The organism is Candidatus Protofrankia datiscae, assembly GCF_000177615.2.
Taxonomy (GTDB): domain Bacteria; phylum Actinomycetota; class Actinomycetes; order Frankiales; family Frankiaceae; genus Protofrankia; species Protofrankia coriariae.
This window is the reverse complement of the sequence record NC_015656.1, coordinates 2,116,916-2,133,468: the sequence shown is the minus strand read 5'-3', so window position 1 is coordinate 2,133,468 and position 16,553 is coordinate 2,116,916. Positions and strand designations below refer to the sequence as shown.

The window sequence follows — 16,553 nt, the reverse complement described above, 5'->3', positions numbered from 1 at the left end:
GTACGACAGTGTCTCAATCGGTAGCGAAGATCGGCTGGAAGATCGTCGGAGGTGTGGCGGGAGCGGTCGCCGGGTCGGTGGCGAGCAAGGCCGTCACCCTGGCCTACAAAAAGATCCGCAAGTCGGACCCGCCACTCAGCCCGGTGCATCCCGACACGGCCTGGGTGGACGCGATCAGCTGGGCGGCGGCCTCCGGGGTGGCGGTCGGCATCGGCAAGCTCACCGCTGAGCGGCTGGCCGCCCGCAGATGGCTGGAGGCGACCGGATCGCTGCCGCCCGGCATCCGCGAGCTGGAGTAGCCACAAGCTGGAGTAGCCAATAGTCCATGGCCGTACCCCGCAAGCCGCCGAGGCGGCGGCCGGCCGCACCTGCCGCAGCCCCCACCAGCGGGGCCCAAACACAGCAGTCGCAAACACAGCAGCCACAAGCACAGCCCACCCCGCCGCAGCCGCGGGAACTCTGGTCGGCACGGGCCACGTCCGACTGAAAAGTCACGGCCGCCGGCGATCCGTGGGCCGCGGTGGCGGCCATCGGGGAAGATGGCGACCGTCGGGAGACGCGCTCGGGGAGACACACCAAGGCAGACGCACCAAGGCCGGTTGCCGCGTGCCGTCCCACGGGACGCGACGCCGTCCGAAGGACCCGAAGGAGATGTCCGTGGCTGTCTACGCGCTCGGTGACCGGGTGCCCGAGATCGACCCGTCCGCCTACGTCCACCCGGACGCGACCGTGATCGGCAAGGTGACCATCGGCCCCGAGTCGACGATCTGGCCAGGCGCGGTGCTGCGGGCCGACTACGGCGAGATCCACATCGGCGCCCGCACGTCCGTGCAGGACGGCACGGTCGTGCACGCGACCGCCGAACTCCCCACGATCATCGGCGACGACTGCGTCATCGGGCACATCGCGCACCTGGAGGGCTGCACCGTCGAGGACGGGTCGCTGGTCGGCTCCGGCTCGATCGTGCTGCACCGGGCCGTGGTCGGCCGGGGGGCGCTGGTCGGGGCGCAGGCGCTGGTCGGCAACAACGTGCAGGTGCCGCCGCGGGCGCTGGCCGTCGGCGTCCCCGCGAAGATCCGTCCGGACGCGGTGGCGGAGAACGCCTTCGCCGCCGGGGCCGCGATGTACACCGCGAACGGCAAGCGCTACCGCGAAGAACTCCGCCGCATCGACTGACCCACACCCACCCACCCGCGACCACGCCGATCACAGCTCGCATCCGACACCCAAACGCCCCCACCCACCGCCTTCCCCAGATCAAAAGATCGAGTACGAAAGTGGCTGCTACAGCAGCCACCTGTCCCCTCATTCACATGATCCATACGATAGCCCACGGGCAAGGATGTGAATTTGGTGCTGCTGCGACAGCGCTGGATCCACATCCTTCCGCTATTTCGGAGGGACGGCCCGGAGGAGGGACGGCCGGGCGGCCCGGGCATCGGAGGGGCAGCCCGGGCAGAGATGCGGTCGGAGAGGGCGGGTGGGGGTAGACGGGGTGACGTCAGTCGCGGTCGGCGGGTGGGTCGGTGGCGAGGAGGTCGTGGAGGGCGTCGAACAGGGCGGGTGGGGCGGCTATGACGAGGTCGTTGGAGATCGGCCGGCCGTGCAGACCGCCGACCCGCAGGCCGGCCTCGGTCGCTACCAGCGCCCCGGCGGCGTGGTCCCAGGGGTGCAGGCCACGCTCGTAGTAGGCGTCCACCAGGCCGGCCGCGGCGGCGCCGAGGTCCAGCGACGCCGCGCCCATCCGCCGGATGTCACGCACCCGGGGGACGACCCGGGTCAGCACCGTCACCTGAGCGATCCGCCGTTGCACCGTGTAGCCGAACCCGGTCGCGACGAGCGCGTGCGCCAGGTCCGTGACGGCCGACCCGGACAGCGGCACACCGTTGCGGGCCGAACCGTCCCCGAGCGCCGCGGTGTAGGTGACGCCCAGGGCGGGCGCGTGCACGACACCCGCCACCACCTGCCCGTCGACCTCGGCCGCGATCGACACCGCCCAGTTCGGCAGGTTGTAGAGGAAGTTCACGGTGCCGTCCAGCGGGTCGACGATCCAGCGCACCCCGCTGGTGCCTGGGTCGTCGGCGCCCTCCTCGCCCAGCAGGCCGTCACCTGGACGTGCCTCGCGCAGCCGACTCGCGACCAGTTCCTCGGAGGCCCGGTCGAGCGCGGTGACGACGTCGGTGGGGGACGTCTTGGTCGTCTCGGCCACGACGTCACCGCTGCGGCCCCGCAGCAGCAGGTCGCCGGCCTCGTGGGCGACGTCGAGCGCCAGCGCGAGCAGGTCCGCCGGCCGCGGCCGCCCGGCCGCCGGGGCGCGGTTCGCCGGGGCGCGCTCGGGTACCGCAGCGGAGGTCGCGACGGCGGACGCGGTGGGGGCGGACGATGCGGTGGGGGCGGTGTCCTCGCCGGTGTCATGCACGGGATACATCCTGCCAACCCACACGCCCCGCCAGCCCGGCTCGCCCGCCACCGCCGGCTGCCTGCCGACGCGATCCCACCGCCGCGGGTGGCCGTCCGGGCAGGACGCGGACGCCGCGCCAGGACGAGGATCGGTGGAGGCACGAACCCGAGAAGGACGAGAGGGATCAGGCAGGGGGCCTGGTGAAGCCCGTGTCCGAGCTCACATTGTTCGACCCGTAGGATCGTTACCTGTGGTGACAGAAGAAGGCAGGAACCAGCACGACTCGGACGGCCGGGAGCAGCCCGCCGCCGACCGGTCCGTCCCTGGACGCTCCGTTCCCCAGCGGCCCACCCTCGACGGCGTCGAGGCACGCTGGTCGGCCGTGTGGCAGGAGCAGGAGACCTACCGGTTCGACCGGAGTGCCGACCGGGCCCGGGTGTACGCGATCGACACCCCGCCCCCGACCGTCTCCGGCTCCCTGCACGTAGGCCATGTCTTCTCCTACACGCACACCGACGTCATCGCCCGCTACCAGCGGATGCGCGGCCGTGAGGTCTTCTACCCGATGGGGTTCGACGACAACGGCCTGCCGACCGAGCGCCGGGTGCAGAACTACTTCGGCATCCGCTGTGACCCGTCGCTGCCCTACGACCCGGATCTCACCCCGCCGGCCAAGACCGGCAAGGAGCAGGTCCCGGTCAGCCGCCGCAACTTCGTGGAGCTGTGCGAGCGGCTGACGATCGAGGACGAGAAGGTCTACGAGCAGCTGTGGCGCCGCCTCGGCCTGTCCGTGGACTGGTCGATGACCTACGCGACCATCGACGCCCGTTCCCGGGCGGTGGCGCAGCGGGCCTTCCTGCGCAACCTGGAACGCGGCGAGGCGTACCTGGCGGAAGCGCCCACCCTGTGGGACGTGTCCTTCCGGACCGCGGTGGCGCAGGCCGAGCTGGAGGACCGGGAGCGTCCGGGCGCCTACCACTCGCTGGCATTCGCCCGCGCCGACGGCGGCGGGGACGGCGAGAACGTCGGTGGGGACGTCGTCGTCGAGACCACCCGGCCGGAGCTGCTGGCCGCCTGCGTGGCCCTGGTCGCCCATCCCGACGACGAGCGCTACCAGCCGCTGTTCGGCTCCACGGTGCGCACTCCCCTGTTCGACGTCGAGGTGCCGGTGCGGGCACACCGGCTGGCCGACCCCGAGAAGGGGTCCGGCATCGCGATGATCTGTACTTTCGGTGACCTCACCGACGTCACCTGGTGGCGTGAGCTGCAACTGCCCACCCGCGCGGTGATCGGCCGGGACGGCCGGCTGCTGCCCGACCCGCCCGAGGCGATCGTCTCGGCGGCGGGCCGGGCGCGCTACGCCGAGCTGGCCGGGCGCACCGTGCACGCCGCCCGCGAGCGGATCGTGGAGCTGCTGCGCGAGGCCGGGGCGCTGCTGGGCGACCCGCGGCCGATCAACCATCCGGTGAAGTTCTACGAGAAGGGCGACCGGCCGCTGGAGATCGTCACGACCCGCCAGTGGTACATCCGCAACGGCGGCCGGGACGAGGACCTGCGGGCGCAGCTGCGGGCCCGCGGCAGTGAACTGCACTGGTATCCCCCGCACATGCGGGTCCGGTACGAGAACTGGGTGGACGGCCTGACCGGCGACTGGCTGATCAGCCGGCAGCGTTTCTTCGGCGTGCCGTTCCCGGTCTGGTATCCGCTGGACGACGCCGGTGTCCCCCGTTACGACCGGCCGATCGTCCCCGACCACGCGGCGCTGCCGGTCGACCCGTCCAGTGACACCGCGCCCGGCTTCAGTGAGGACCAGCGCGGGGTTCCCGGTGGTTTCGCCGCCGACCCGGACGTGATGGACACCTGGGCGACGTCCTCGCTGACCCCACAGATCGCCGCCGGCTGGGGCAGCGACGACGACCTGTTCGCCCGGGTGTTCCCGATGGACCTGCGCCCCCAGGCGCACGAGATCATCCGGACCTGGCTGTTCTCCACCGTGCTGCGCAGCCACGCCGAGTTCGGCACGCTGCCGTGGACGAACACGGCCATCTCCGGGTGGATCCTCGACCCGGACCGCAAGAAGATGTCAAAGTCCAAGGGCAACGTCGTCACCCCGCTGGACCTGCTCGAACAGCACGGGTCGGACGCGGTGCGCTACTGGGCCGCCTCCGGCCGGCCGGGCACCGACACCACCTTCGACGTCGGCCAGATGAAGATCGGACGCCGGCTGGCCATCAAGCTGCTCAACGCGAGCCGGTTCGCCCTCGGCCTCGGCGCGGTCGAGGACGCCGGCACCGTCGGCGAGCCGCTCGACCGGGCGCTGCTGGCGACGCTGGCGGAGGTGGTGGACTCCGCGTCCACCGCGCTGGACAACTACGACTACACCCGCGCGCTCGAGCTGACCGAGTCGTTCTTCTGGCGGTTCTGCGACGACTACGTCGAGTTGGTCAAGGGACGCGCGTACGGCTCGTTCGGCGAGCCGGGCGCGGCGTCCGCGCGGGCCACCCTGGCCATCGCCCTGTCCACGGTGCTCGCGCTGTTCGCGCCGTTCCTGCCCTTCGTCACCGAGGAGGTCTGGTCGTGGTGGAAGCCCGGGTCGGTGCACCGTTCCCGCTGGCCGGAGGCCGGCGAGCTGCGCAAGATCGCTGACAGTGGTGACCCGCGTCTGCTCGAGGCGGTCAGCACGGCGCTCACGGCGATCCGGCGGGCCAAGTCGGAGGCGAAGGTGTCGATGAAGGCGGCGGTGGCCTCCGCGCGGGTCAGCGGGGACGCCGACCTGGTTGGCCTGGTCGAGGCTGTCGCGGCCGACCTGCGCAGCGCCGGCAGCATCACGGCGCTGACCTTCGACCGGGGCGCCGGCGAGCTGGCGGTCGACGTCGTCCTCGCCGGCTGACCGCCGCCGGCCGGGGTTGCCGCTGTTCCCCTGCCGGCGCCGGTTCCTCTGCCGGCGCTATTCCTTAGCCCTTGTAACGGACGCCGGTGACGGTGAAACGTTCCACCCCGCGCAGATGGCCGCCCGTGGAGGCGACCACGACCAGGCCCTGGCCCGGCTGGGCGTCGATCGTCACCGTCGTCCGCCAGGCTGAGTTCTGCCCGCCCGCGGGCAGGCAGCAGCGCTCCCCGGCGACCTGGCCGCCGTTGGGACCCGCCGCCGGCCGTACCTGCACGCGGATGCTCTCATCGACACCGGTGATCCGCCCGCCGGCCGTCAGCGACGCCGTCACGGTCGCCCCGTAGGCCGGCTGGGTGAGCGAGAAGGTGGTGTCGTCGGTACCGACGACCTCCCACGGCGCGTCGCTGCCGGAACCGAACCGGACGAGATGGACGACGGCCGCGATGCCGGTACGCTCACCCTCGGTGGCGTAGCCGACCTGCACCCGGGCGTGCTCCCCGGTCACGGTGCTGACCAGTGTCCGGTCGATGTCGGTGAAGCCGAGGAAGTCCCGGGCGAAGGACAGCGCGGTGGACGCCGGGTCGAGATGCCACGGCTGATGCCCGTCCGGACCGCCGCCCGTCTGCCACGCCCGCGCGTCAGCGGCGCTGGCGAAGGGCCACAACGGCTGGTACGGGAAGTCCGCCGCGCCCGCGGCGGCACCCGGTGTCGCCGCCCCCTGGCCGGTGCCGGACTGCCCGGTACCCTGCTGCCCGCTGTCTGGCTGGTTCGTCGTCCCGGGCTGGCCGCCGACTTCTCCGACGGATGCTCCCGCGGAAGGTGACACCTGCGCGATCCCTGCCCCCGCGTCCGTGCCCGCGCATCCGGTGAGGGCCGCCAGCGCCAGCAGGGCCGCCACAAGCATCGCCGCCGGCAGACCCGCCAGCGGCGTCGAGGACGTCCGGGATGCCGGGGACGCCGGCTCACGCCCGTGGTCCCACGGACGAACGGCCGCCCGTCGCCGATCATCGTGTGACGTCAGTCCACGTCCGTGTCCGCGCGCGCGCCCATGCCCGCGCCGCCGCGGGCCGCGGGTCCTGCTCCGTGGGGAGGACGGGCTCTTCCCGGCGCCCCGCCCGGTTCGGCGCGAGAACGCGCGCCCGGGCACCCCGTCCGCACTGGTCACGCCGATCACACCGATCACGCCGATCACACCGATCACGCCGATCACACCGATCACACCGATCACACCGATCACACCGATCGCACCGATCGCACCGAGCGCACGGAGTACGGCAGCCGCGCGGACAACCGGTGGCACCGAGACGTTCATGGCCCCTCCCCGGGATCGCCTGTCTCAGCGAAGGGTAACGCCCGCTATGGCATACATCTCTTCACGCAGCGTATACGTCGGTGTCATGTACACGTCGCTCGGCCATCCAGCCCTGGGCTCCCGCGCCTCACTCCCGCGCCTCGGCCGCCGCGGCGGCGGCCGGTGGACCCGTTTCCGTGCCCGCCGCATCTCCCGAGCCGCTGAGCAGCGGCCGTACTCACGCCGGGTCGGCGATGGCGTGCGCGTACACGATCACATTCTTCAGATAGTGGCGGGTTTTCTTGTCGAAAGCACCGCCACAAGTGATCAGCCGTAGTTCCGGACGATCGGACCGGCCATACACCTCCGCCACCGGAAAATCGTCCTTGGCAACTTCCTGAATACGGTCGACCGTGAACCGCACGGTCGTCCCGTCCGTACGGTTCACCTCTACCGTGTCCGACTTTCTGAGCTTGTCGAGATGGTAGAAGACCGCCGGCCCGGTCGTCGAGTCATAATGCCCGACAAGTACGGACGCGCCGATGTCGCCGGGCCGCGGCCCATATTCGTACCAACCGACGTCGGTCCAGGATGTCGGCACTTCGAGGGTCCCGTCCGCATTGAGACCGACCGACCCGACCGGCGCGGACACGCCCACTTCCGGAATACGCAGAAAAGTCGGCGGGCTGTTCTGCCGCCGCCCGCCGTCAGCCGGATCCTGCGGTACCGCAACTGCTGGTGCTGGCGCCGGCCCCGCGCCGGTCCCCGTAGTGGCTGTCACATCGGGCGCCCCGACCAGTTTCCCATATTCGGACGAAACAAACTTCTGACCGCTCACCCCGATCAGGAGAATTCCGACCAGAACCAACCATCGCGCCGGCCGGACAACCTTCGGTCCCGTCGTGGCCATATCGCGTTCCACGCCTTCCCCTGGACATCAGATGGCTATGGTGTAGCCCGCGGTAACAATACCGCCGCAGTACGAGAGAAGAGGAAAGGTCATGACGCACAAAATCGGCCGGGGCGTGGTGATGCTGGCCATGTCAGCCGTCACCGGGCTCTTCGTGGGGTTCGGCCCCACAGCCGCATTCGCGGACGGGCCGTCGGATTCCGGCGCTTCGACGATATCCCCCGCGGCCACCCAGCAGCAGAATGGTGGGCAGTCCTGGAGCGGCGACGGGGCGAACGGATGGCCCCAGCTGCCCATCCAGCTGCCGACCCCGCAGCCTCCCGAGCAGGGGGAGAACGGCCAGTCCGCGCAGTCCGGAGGCGGCGGCTGGTCCGGCGCGAACCCGTCCCAGTCATCGGGCGGGTCCGGCAGCCAGGGCGCGGCGCCGGGCGGGGGCCAGTGGCCGGGGCAGTCCGGTCAGCAGCAGGGCCAGCAAGGTGGTCAGCAGGGCCAGCAAGGTGGTCAGCAGGGCCAGCCCTCCGGGCAGGGGCCGGGCCAGTCAGCCACCCAGAAGCCGTCCTCCGAACCGGTCCCGCAGGGTGGCGTACATGCGGGTGGCGGCGGTATGGCACCGTCGTTCCCGATCGCTCCCATCGCCGGCGCTGGACTCGGTGTCGCGGTGCTCGGTGCCGGCCTCGCCGCTCGCCGCAGGAGCCACGCGACGCGGTGACCAGGAGGTCTGGGCACGCTGAACCGCCTGGCGTTATACCCAACCGCCCCTGGCGTATACCCAGCGTGCCCAGACCGGCCGATCCGGGTGGATGCCGCCGCCGACCTTCGCCGCATCCACCCGGATCACCTCCTCCCAGACGCCCCGTTCCAACCTCTCGCCACGGGACCTCCCGGCAGCCCTTCGCCGGTGGCGAGACTGACGGCCCATTCGTCCTCGACATAGCGGACGACCAGCCGGGGCAGCCGCTACAACCAGCCGGGGCGCCTGCCACGCCGGCGGGATCATAAGGTAACGTGGTCGACGTACGGGACGTGGCGCAGCTTGGTAGCGCACCAGACTGGGGGTCTGGGGGTCGCAGGTTCAAATCCTGTCGTCCCGACGCTGGAGCGAGGCTGCTGAACAGGGCTATAGGTCCTGGTCAACAGTCTTTTTCGCGTCTCCATGATGCCAGGTCAGTCGATCAACCCGGGCGGGCGTTGGGACCATCTGGGGACCGATCGCCGGTCAGCCCTACCCTGGACATACGCCTTGGTGGTGGTCGGCGGTCAGCCACAGCAGTGCGTCGCCTCACCGTGGAGGCGGAGCGCGCATTACCGCCTGCGAGCCTGCTGCGCCGGACAGTCCCTCCTCGACCGGCGGCGGCCCGTCGGGAGCGGTCAGTGGCCGGTCGGGAATGGCTGCTCGGCCCAGATGATTTTGCCGTGTGGGGTGTGGCGGGTGCCCCACCGTTGGGTGAGCTGGGCGACGAGGAGCAGGCCGCGGCCGCCCTCGTCGAAGACGCGGGCGCGGCGCAGGTGAGGTGCGGTGCTGCTGGCATCGGAGACCTCGCAGATGAGACTGCTCTCGTGGATCAGCCGGAGCTGGATGGGCGCGACGGCGTGGCGGATGGCGTTGGTGACCAGTTCGCTGACCACGAGCTCGGTGACGAAGGACGCCTCCTCCAGCCCCCAGGCGGCGAGCTGGTCGGTGGCCATCTGACGGGCCTGGGCCACCACCGCCGGGTCCGCGGGCAGGTCCCAGATGGCGACCTGGGAGGCGTCCATGCCCTGGGTACGGGCGAGGAGTACGGCGACGTCGTCGGAGGGGACACCGCCGGGCAGCAGCGCGTCCAGCACGTTGTCGCAGATCTGCTCCAGGGAGGACGTGCTGTCGCTGGCGGTCAGGGCACGGCTCAGCCGGTCGAATCCGGCGTCGGCACCGGATTCGCCGGACTCGATCAGACCGTTGGTGAACAGGGCGATCAGGCTGCCGTCGGGCAGCTCCAGCTCGACGGACTCGAAGGGCAGGCCACCGAGGCCCAGCGGGGGGCCGGCGGGCAGTTCGGGGAAGTCAACCGTGCCGTCCGGGGCGACGACGGCGGACACGGGGTGGCCGGCACGAGCGAGCGTGCAGCGGCGGAAGAGCGGGTCGTAGACCGCATACAGGCAGGTGGCGCCGATCTCCCCGGCCGCTGCTGTCTGCATTTCCTCGGCTCCTGGGCCTTCTTCCCGGTCGGCTCGGTCAGCCAGACGCAGGACGAGGTCGTCGAGATGCGTGAGCAGCTCGTCGGGCGGCATGTCCATGTCGGCGAGGGTGCGGACCGCCAGGCGCAGGCGTCCCATGGTGGCCAACGCCTGGATGCCGTGCCCGACCACGTCGCCCACCACGAGGGCAACCCTGCCTCCGGACAGCGGGACGACGTCGAACCAGTCACCGCCCACACCGGCCCCGGAGCCGGAGCCGGCCGACGGATGGCGGGAGGCGACCGCCACCGCCACATACGGGGACGTGCGCTGCGGCAACATGCTCCGCTGCAGGGCCAGCACGGTGTTGCGCTCGTGGGTGTAGCGGCGGGCGTTGTCGATGCACAGGGCCGCTCTGGCCGTGATCTCCTCGGCGAGAAGCAGGTCATCGGTGTCGAACAGGTCGGGGGTGCGGTGCCGCAGGAACACCGCGAGCCCGAGGGTCGTCCCGCGGGCGAGCAGCGGTACCACGATGAGGGAATGGATCCCGTACGCGCGGGCACTGCGTGCACGCGCTGTGTCATGCTCCAACCACGGTCATGCTCCAACCACGCCTGAATGTCGGGGTTGTCGATCGCGTACCGCGACGGCCTGCCGGTGACCAGGGCACAGGCCAGAGGCGAGTCCCCGGAGTAGCGCTCTGTCTTTCCCGGCTCGACCGCGGACTCCGGGCAGCCATCCAGGACGGACTGCTGTGCGGCACGGCGGAGGAGCACGCCTGCGGTGGCCCGGCGCGGATCCGCCTCGTTGTCACCGACGGCGGAGTCGAGCAGGTCGACGCTGACGAAGTCGGCGAACTGCTCGGTGGCCACGTCCGCCAGCTCCTGGGCGGTCCGCATCGTGTCCAGCGTGGTTCCGATGCGGACGCTGGCCGCGTTCACGATGGCCAGCCGCTGCCTGGCCCGGTACCGCGTGGTGGTGTCGAGGGCTGCTGTCGACACCCCCCGCACCGTGCCTGCGGGGTCCTTCACCGGGTAGAGGAAGACCGACCAGGCGTGCGCATGGCTCTCGCCAGGCAGCGGGGTGACCATTTCCAGAGTCGACCGTTCCCCCGTGCGGATCACCTGCGTCATCAGTTGTTCGACCTGGTCGGCGATAAGGCTGGGGAAGATCTCCCCCGGACGGAGTCCGAGTACCGCCTCTTCCCGCGCGGCTATGACGCGCTGCGCTTCCTCGTTGCCTCCCACCATGCGCTTCTCGCGGTCGTAGATCCCGAGGACGATCGGCATCTGGTCGAGTGCCCAGTTCTTGAGCGCCGCCGCCGTGTCATGGCGCGAACCTGGTTCACCCGGCTCGAGAGCCACCACGACCCAGCCGCTGTTTCCCCGCGTACCGTGCGTCGGGGCCGCGTGGACGTCAACCTCGACGGCGCGGCCGTCCCGGCGCCGCAGCATCACTCGGCCGTTGCACTCCTCCCGCCGCTCGATGCCGGGTAGCGCCGACGCCGGAAGGTCCACGGCAAGAAGGTCCGCCGCGGCGCGTCCCACCACCTCGTCCGGACGATAGCCCAGCAGCCGACCGGCTCCTGCCGTCCACGCGGTGAGCACGCCTCGAGCGTCCAGCGCGACCATCGCTATGCCGGCCACTGCCGCGGGAACGTCAGCCCCGTCTCGTGAAGGCTTTCTTTCGCTCATCCATACTCGTCTCGGCATTGCCGAAGCCCGCGACCTGCCGAGCTGCCGACCTGCCATCCCGGCGAATCAGGCCCTGTACCCATTGCCACCGAGCATGGCACTGTGCAGCGGACCGCTCAACCAGACGGATACCGGCAATCAAGAGAATCGATCTGTCACCGATCTCATGGTTGGTGCTCCTTTGTCTCGTTCAGGCGGCTCAGTGGCGTTTCTCGCCCCGTTCACGGACCCGGACCGAAATCTCGATCGGCGTTCCGGCGAAACCAAAATCCTCGCGCAGGCGGCGTTCGAGGAAGCGGCGGTAGGCCGGCTCCAGGAAACCCGTCGAGAAGATGACGAAACGCGGCGGGCGCACCCCGGCCTGGGTCGCGAACAGCACCCGGGGCAGCCGGCCGCCCCGCGACGGCGGCGGAGTGGCCGCCACGACCTCCCCCAGCCAGGCGTTGAGTCGGCCGGTGGAGATGCGCGTCCCCCACGACTCCAGCGACGTCCGCAACGCCGGGGCCAGCCGGTCGACCGCCCGGCCGGTCGCTGCCGAGACGTTCACCCGCGGCGCCCAGGCCACCCGACCCAGATCCCGAACGATCTCCCGTTCCAGCGTCAGCCGGCGGTCCTCGTCGAGCAGGTCCCACTTGTTGAACGCCAGCACCAGGGCCCGGCCGGCCTCGACCACCATGGTGATCACCCGCTGGTCCTGTTCGGTGAGCGACTCGCTGGCGTCCAACAGGACGATCGCGACCTCCGCGGCCTCCAGCGCGGCGGCGGTGCGCAGCGACGAGTAGTACTCCGCCCCGCTGGCCTCCCGCACCCGCCGACGCAGACCCGCCGTGTCGACGAACTTCCAGGTCTCCCCGCCGACCGTCACCAGTTCGTCGACCGGGTCGCGGGTGGTGCCGGCGACGTCGTGCACCAGCGAGCGCTGCGTGCCGGCCAGCCTGTTCAGCAGGCTGGACTTGCCGACGTTCGGCTTGCCCAGCAGGGCGACCCGCCGCGGGCCGTCGATCTCCTCGAAACGTTCCCGGGGCGCCGGCGGGAGGGCTTCGAGGATGGCGTCGAGCAGGTCCCCGCTGCCCCGGCCGTGCAGGGACGAGACGGGGTGCGGCTCACCGAGCCCGAGGCTCCACAGCGCGGTGGCGTCGGCCTCGCCGCGGGAGTCGTCGACCTTGTTCGCCGCGAGGACCACCGGCAGCCCGCTGCGGTGCAGCACGCGGGCGACGGCCTCGTCCGCGTCGGTGGCCCCGACGGTGGTGTCGACCACGAACAGCACCGCGTCGGCGGTGTCGAGGGCGGCGCGCGCCTGCTCGGCGACCCGGGCCGCGAGCCCACGCGCGTCCGGCTCCCAGCCGCCGGTGTCGACCACCACGAAACGGCGGCCGTTCCAGGTCGCGTCGTAGGCGACACGGTCCCGGGTCACCCCGGGGACGTCCTCGACGACCGCGGCCCGCCGGCCGAGTATCCGGTTCACCAGCGTCGACTTGCCGACGTTGGGGCGTCCGACAACGGCCAGGACCGGCTGGCGGTCGTCGATTCCGGACCGGCCCGCGGCGGAGTCCCGCGGTGCCTGCGAAGCCACACCCACAACGTCCTCGTCTCTGTGCTCTCTGTGCTCTGTCGGATCCGGATCTCTGCGGATCTCTACCGCCTGCCGGATCCGGTCGGCCCGGGGCCGCCTCGCCGCGGCCGGCGGCTCACCCTGGCCGCCCAGCGCGGTCCTGGCCGCCGGGCGGGCGGCGCGGCCGGGGCGGGCAGGGGCGCGGGTGTCAGCCGGGCCTGGGCGAGATGGTCGGCGAGCCGGACCCGGATGCCCTCGGCCACCTCGGCCAGCGCCTTCCGCGACCGTGGATTGGCCGGGATCTCCACCTCGAACGGATGCCCGAAGACCATCCGTGCGTGGACGGAGCGCCGCGGCCAGTATGCCCCCCTCGGCAGGACCTGCCCGGTGTCGACACAGGCGACCGGCACTATCGGGCAGCGGCCGTGAACAGCCAGGTAGGCGATGCCGTGCTGGACGGTTTCCACCTCGCCGCTGCCCCTGGTCCCCTCCGGGAACACCCCGATCGCGCCGCCGCGGGAAAGCTCGTCGAGTGCGGTGTGCAGCGCGAACCGGTCGGGCCGGCCCCGGTTGATGGGGATCTGCCCGGACAGCAGCAGCAGCCGGCCGAGAATCCCGGTGTACAGTTCGGACTTCACCAGGCAGCGGACCGTGCGCGGCGCCTCGATCACGACCAGGGGCCCGTCGAGCAGGCTGCTGTGGTTACTCGCGAAGATCAGCGGTCCGGTGGGCGGGACCCGGTCGAGCCCCTCGGCCGTCAGGCGCATGACGACTCTGTTCAGGATCAGGCGGAACAGTGGTTTGAGCACCGTGTGCAGAATGTCGTTGTACGGCCGGGACGCCGCGGCCCGCCGGGACACCGCCGTGGACGGCCGCCCGCCGCCCGGCCCTCCGCCGCCGCGCGGGGCACCGGCCACGGAACCGACGCCCCGCGCGGCGTCACCCCGCACAGCGCCGGCCGCGGGAGCATCGCCCCGTGGGACGTCAGCCTGCGCGTCATCAGTCTCGGAAACATCGCCGTTCGAAGCACCACCCGGTGCGACACCGCCCTGCGCACCGGCGAGGGCATCGCCCTTCGGAGCGTCACCCCGCACACCGCCGGTCGCAGAAGCGTCACCCCGCGAAGCGTCGTCCCGTGGGCCGCCGGTTGCGGGAGTACTGGTCGCGGGAACGCCGGTCGCACTGGCCACGCTGGCTCGCGGCGCGCCGTCCCGGGGGTCTTCGATCGTCGTCATGACGCTCGGGCCGATGCCTGTTCATAGTGCCGTAGGACCTCGTCCACGACGTCCTGGACGGACAGAGCGGTCGAATCGAGCACGATCGCGTCGTCGGGGACGGCCAGCGGGTCCGCGGCGCGGGTGCTGTCCAGGGCGTCCCGGCGGTCGAGTTCGGCAAGGGTGCGGGCCACGTCGTCGACGCCCCGCTCGCCCAGCTGGTGCGACCGGCGCAGCGCCCGAACCTCGGTCGAGGCGGTCAGGAACACCTTGACCGGGGCGTTCGGGGCGACGACCGAGCCGATGTCGCGGCCCTCCACCACGATGCCCACCGGCGACGCCTCGGCGATGATCTGCTGCTGGCGGATGACCAGGCGCCGGCGGACGGCGGGCACCGCGGCCACCGCGCTCACCGCGTTGGTCACCGCCCTGGTCCTGATCAGGTCGTCCACGGGCTCGCCGTTGACGGCGATCGTCGGATTGTCCGGGCTGGTACCGATCGTGAGCACCGCCCGCTCCGCGAGCTCGGCGACCGCGTTGTGGTCCTCGATGTCGATCCGGCTCTCCAAGGCGAGCTGGGTCACCGCCCGGTACATCGCGCCCGTGTCGAGATACCGCAGGCCGAGTCGACGGGCGATCTCCCGGGCAACCGTGCTCTTGCCCGACCCGCCGGGCCCGTCCACCGCGATGACGAGCCCGTCGCGGACCAGCCGCTGCGGCGACGTCACACCCGTCACACCTGTCGTGGCCGGCGCGGGCCCGTCGGGCCGCCAGGACTCGGCGCGGCGGCCCTCACCATCTGCGGACGCCTCCTGAGCGCCGGTAGCCGACGCAACCACCGGCTCACGCCAACCGCGGTCGTGTTCCACCGTTTCCTCCGTCCGGACGCGACATCTGCACCACAACCACAAACCCGTCTACACCAGAAACCCGTCGGCAACCGACGCGGTGAAACCGGCCCGCCCGATCCGGATGCTCACCCGAGCCGACGCCGATGCGGTCAACCCGGCTCAGGCTACCCGGGGCCGTCCATCCGGGAAGGATGGCGTCGCGCCCGGGTAGGCGCCCGGGTAGGGCGGCCTTCCGGCCAGGGCGGCTGGCGGTCACGAGCGGCGGTAGGCGGTCCATCCGGCCGCGGCCAGCCTGTCCAGCAGGGAGTCGACGATGTCCGGCGCGACAGCGAGTTCCACGATGCCGGCCGGGGCGTCGAGATTGTGCTCGAACGCGGCGATGTCCTCGACGTTGATCTGCCAGTCGCCGATCGCGGTGAACAGGGCGCCCAGCTGGCCGGGCCGGTCGGCGAGCACCACTCCCACCCAGGCCCACGCCCACGGCCGGGACACCGCGCCGGCCTTGCGCGGCAGCAGTGCCCGACCGGCGTTGCCGCCGGCCATGAGCGTGCGGACGGCCAGCATGACCTCCTGCTCGCTGCCCTGGTCGAGGACGTCGGCGAGCTGGGTGAGCCGCGCGGCCAGCAGGCGTGCCCGGGCCGCGACCGGGCCGCGGTTGCCCTCCAGGATCGACGACCACAGGCCGGGATCGCTGTCGGCCAGCCGGGTGACGTCCCGGAATCCCTGGCCGGCCAGCGCCAGCTCGCCGGTGGCAAGATCGGGCGTGGCCGCGGCGAGTAAGCTCGCGACCACCTGCGGCAGGTGGGACAGGGCGGCCATGGCCTGGTCGTGCCGGTCCGCGGTCGTGCGCACCGGCGTGGCACCGCAGGTGTGGGCGATCGCGACGGTGGCCGCCAGCGCGGCCGGCGAGGTGTGCGGCAGCGGGCAAACCACCCACGTCCGCTCGGCGAACAGGTCGGCGCGGGCCGAGGCCGCGCCGCCGCGCTCCCGCCCGGCGATCGGATGCGCCGGGCACCACGTCGACAGGTCGCAGCCCGTCTGCACGGCCTCGACGATCGGCCTGGCCTTCACGCTGGCGACGTCGCTGACGGTCTCGGCGATCCCGGCCCGCTGCAGCCGCCGCAGCTCCCCGGCGACCGCGTGCGGGGGGACGGCGACCACCGCGTGCTCGACCGCCTCCCCGTGCCAGGGCCGGCCGGCGCCCATGACCTCGGCGACCTTCACCTGTTCGGTGTCGATGTCGGCGAGCAGGACGTTGACGCCGCGGCCGGTCAGCGCCAGCCCGATGCTGGTACCGATCAGCCCGGACCCGACGATCCCCACCCGCTGCGGCGGCGGCCCGTGGCCGGAGGATCGGGATGCGCCGGATGTGACACTCACCGCGCCACCATAGTTCGCGGACGGGTCGTGGGTGTTTCCACGGGTCGACCACTGGTTGCCCGGCGTGTTCCCCGTGTCCGCCCGCGCCTTTCCGGGCTTTCCTTCCGTCTCCCCCTTCATGCCCTGTTCTGTCCCGTCCTGCCCCGCCGCCCGTGTCCCGTCCCGCCGCCCGCGCCGCGGGGGCGTCTCCCACCCGTCGCCCTACCTGCCAGCCAC

The 16,553-nt window shown here is 71.8% G+C and carries 11 protein-coding genes, 1 tRNA gene and 1 pseudogene; 5 read left to right on the top strand and 8 right to left on the bottom strand.

Going from position 1 to position 16,553, the window contains the following annotated elements:
* The first annotated feature begins 8 nt into the window (after positions 1–8).
* Both FSYMDG_RS08810 and FSYMDG_RS08805 read left to right on the top strand, forming a co-directional pair.
* Positions 9–299 (top strand): DUF4235 domain-containing protein, encoded by a 291-nt coding sequence (locus tag FSYMDG_RS08810; RefSeq protein ID WP_013873203.1) that lies wholly within the window; start codon positions 9–11, stop codon positions 297–299.
* A 352-nt stretch (positions 300–651) separates the two neighbouring features.
* Positions 652–1,176: a gamma carbonic anhydrase family protein gene (locus FSYMDG_RS08805; protein ID WP_013873202.1), complete on the top strand. Its 525-nt coding sequence runs from the start codon at positions 652–654 to the stop codon at positions 1,174–1,176.
* Positions 1,177–1,501: 325 nt separating this feature from the next.
* Here the strand turns inward: FSYMDG_RS08805 and FSYMDG_RS08800 are convergent, their stop codons facing one another.
* Positions 1,502–2,419 carry an inositol monophosphatase family protein gene (locus FSYMDG_RS08800; protein ID WP_013873201.1) on the bottom strand — a complete coding sequence of 306 codons (918 nt, stop codon included), beginning with the start codon at positions 2,417–2,419 and terminating at the stop codon, positions 1,502–1,504.
* A 232-nt stretch (positions 2,420–2,651) separates the two neighbouring features.
* On the opposite strand from FSYMDG_RS08800, the gene valS reads away from it, so the two are divergent.
* On the top strand, positions 2,652–5,291 hold the full coding sequence (gene valS / locus FSYMDG_RS08795; protein ID WP_013873200.1) for a valine--tRNA ligase: 2,640 nt from the start codon (positions 2,652–2,654) through the stop codon (positions 5,289–5,291).
* Positions 5,292–5,355: 64 nt separating this feature from the next.
* Here valS and FSYMDG_RS27170 read toward each other — a convergent pair whose 3' ends face one another.
* Positions 5,356–6,603 (bottom strand): hypothetical protein, encoded by a 1,248-nt coding sequence (locus tag FSYMDG_RS27170; RefSeq protein ID WP_013873199.1) that lies wholly within the window; start codon positions 6,601–6,603, stop codon positions 5,356–5,358.
* A 217-nt stretch (positions 6,604–6,820) separates the two neighbouring features.
* On the bottom strand, positions 6,821–7,492 hold the full coding sequence (locus FSYMDG_RS30040; RefSeq protein WP_013873198.1) for a class F sortase: 672 nt from the start codon (positions 7,490–7,492) through the stop codon (positions 6,821–6,823).
* 91 nt (positions 7,493–7,583) lie between these two features.
* Between FSYMDG_RS30040 and FSYMDG_RS08780 the strand changes: the two genes are divergently transcribed.
* Positions 7,584–8,201 carry a hypothetical protein gene (locus tag FSYMDG_RS08780; protein WP_013873197.1) on the top strand — a complete coding sequence of 206 codons (618 nt, stop codon included), beginning with the start codon at positions 7,584–7,586 and terminating at the stop codon, positions 8,199–8,201.
* A 308-nt stretch (positions 8,202–8,509) separates the two neighbouring features.
* Positions 8,510–8,583: transfer RNA gene (locus tag FSYMDG_RS08775), tRNA-Pro, on the top strand.
* A gap of 277 nt (positions 8,584–8,860) precedes the next feature.
* On the opposite strand, the pseudogene FSYMDG_RS30035 reads toward FSYMDG_RS08775, so the two are convergent.
* The 5 genes and pseudogenes from FSYMDG_RS30035 to FSYMDG_RS08750 all read right to left on the bottom strand — a co-directional run bounded on the left by FSYMDG_RS30035 (position 8,861) and on the right by FSYMDG_RS08750 (position 16,457).
* Positions 8,861–11,340: pseudogene (locus tag FSYMDG_RS30035) on the bottom strand (SpoIIE family protein phosphatase).
* 199 nt (positions 11,341–11,539) lie between these two features.
* Positions 11,540–12,913 carry a ribosome biogenesis GTPase Der gene (gene der / locus FSYMDG_RS08765; protein ID WP_013873193.1) on the bottom strand — a complete coding sequence of 458 codons (1,374 nt, stop codon included), beginning with the start codon at positions 12,911–12,913 and terminating at the stop codon, positions 11,540–11,542.
* Positions 12,914–12,975: 62 nt separating this feature from the next.
* Entirely contained in the window at positions 12,976–14,127 is a 1,152-nt protein-coding gene (locus tag FSYMDG_RS29575) for a lysophospholipid acyltransferase family protein (protein WP_013873192.1), read from the bottom strand.
* Positions 14,124–14,834: a (d)CMP kinase gene (gene cmk / locus FSYMDG_RS08755; protein ID WP_043605783.1), complete on the bottom strand. Its 711-nt coding sequence runs from the start codon at positions 14,832–14,834 to the stop codon at positions 14,124–14,126. Before cmk ends, FSYMDG_RS29575 begins: the two co-directional genes overlap by 4 nt.
* Positions 14,835–15,209: 375 nt before the next feature.
* Positions 15,210–16,457, bottom strand: a complete 1,248-nt coding sequence (locus tag FSYMDG_RS08750) for a prephenate dehydrogenase (RefSeq protein WP_013873190.1) — start codon at positions 16,455–16,457, stop codon at positions 15,210–15,212.
* Positions 16,458–16,553 lie beyond the last annotated feature (96 nt).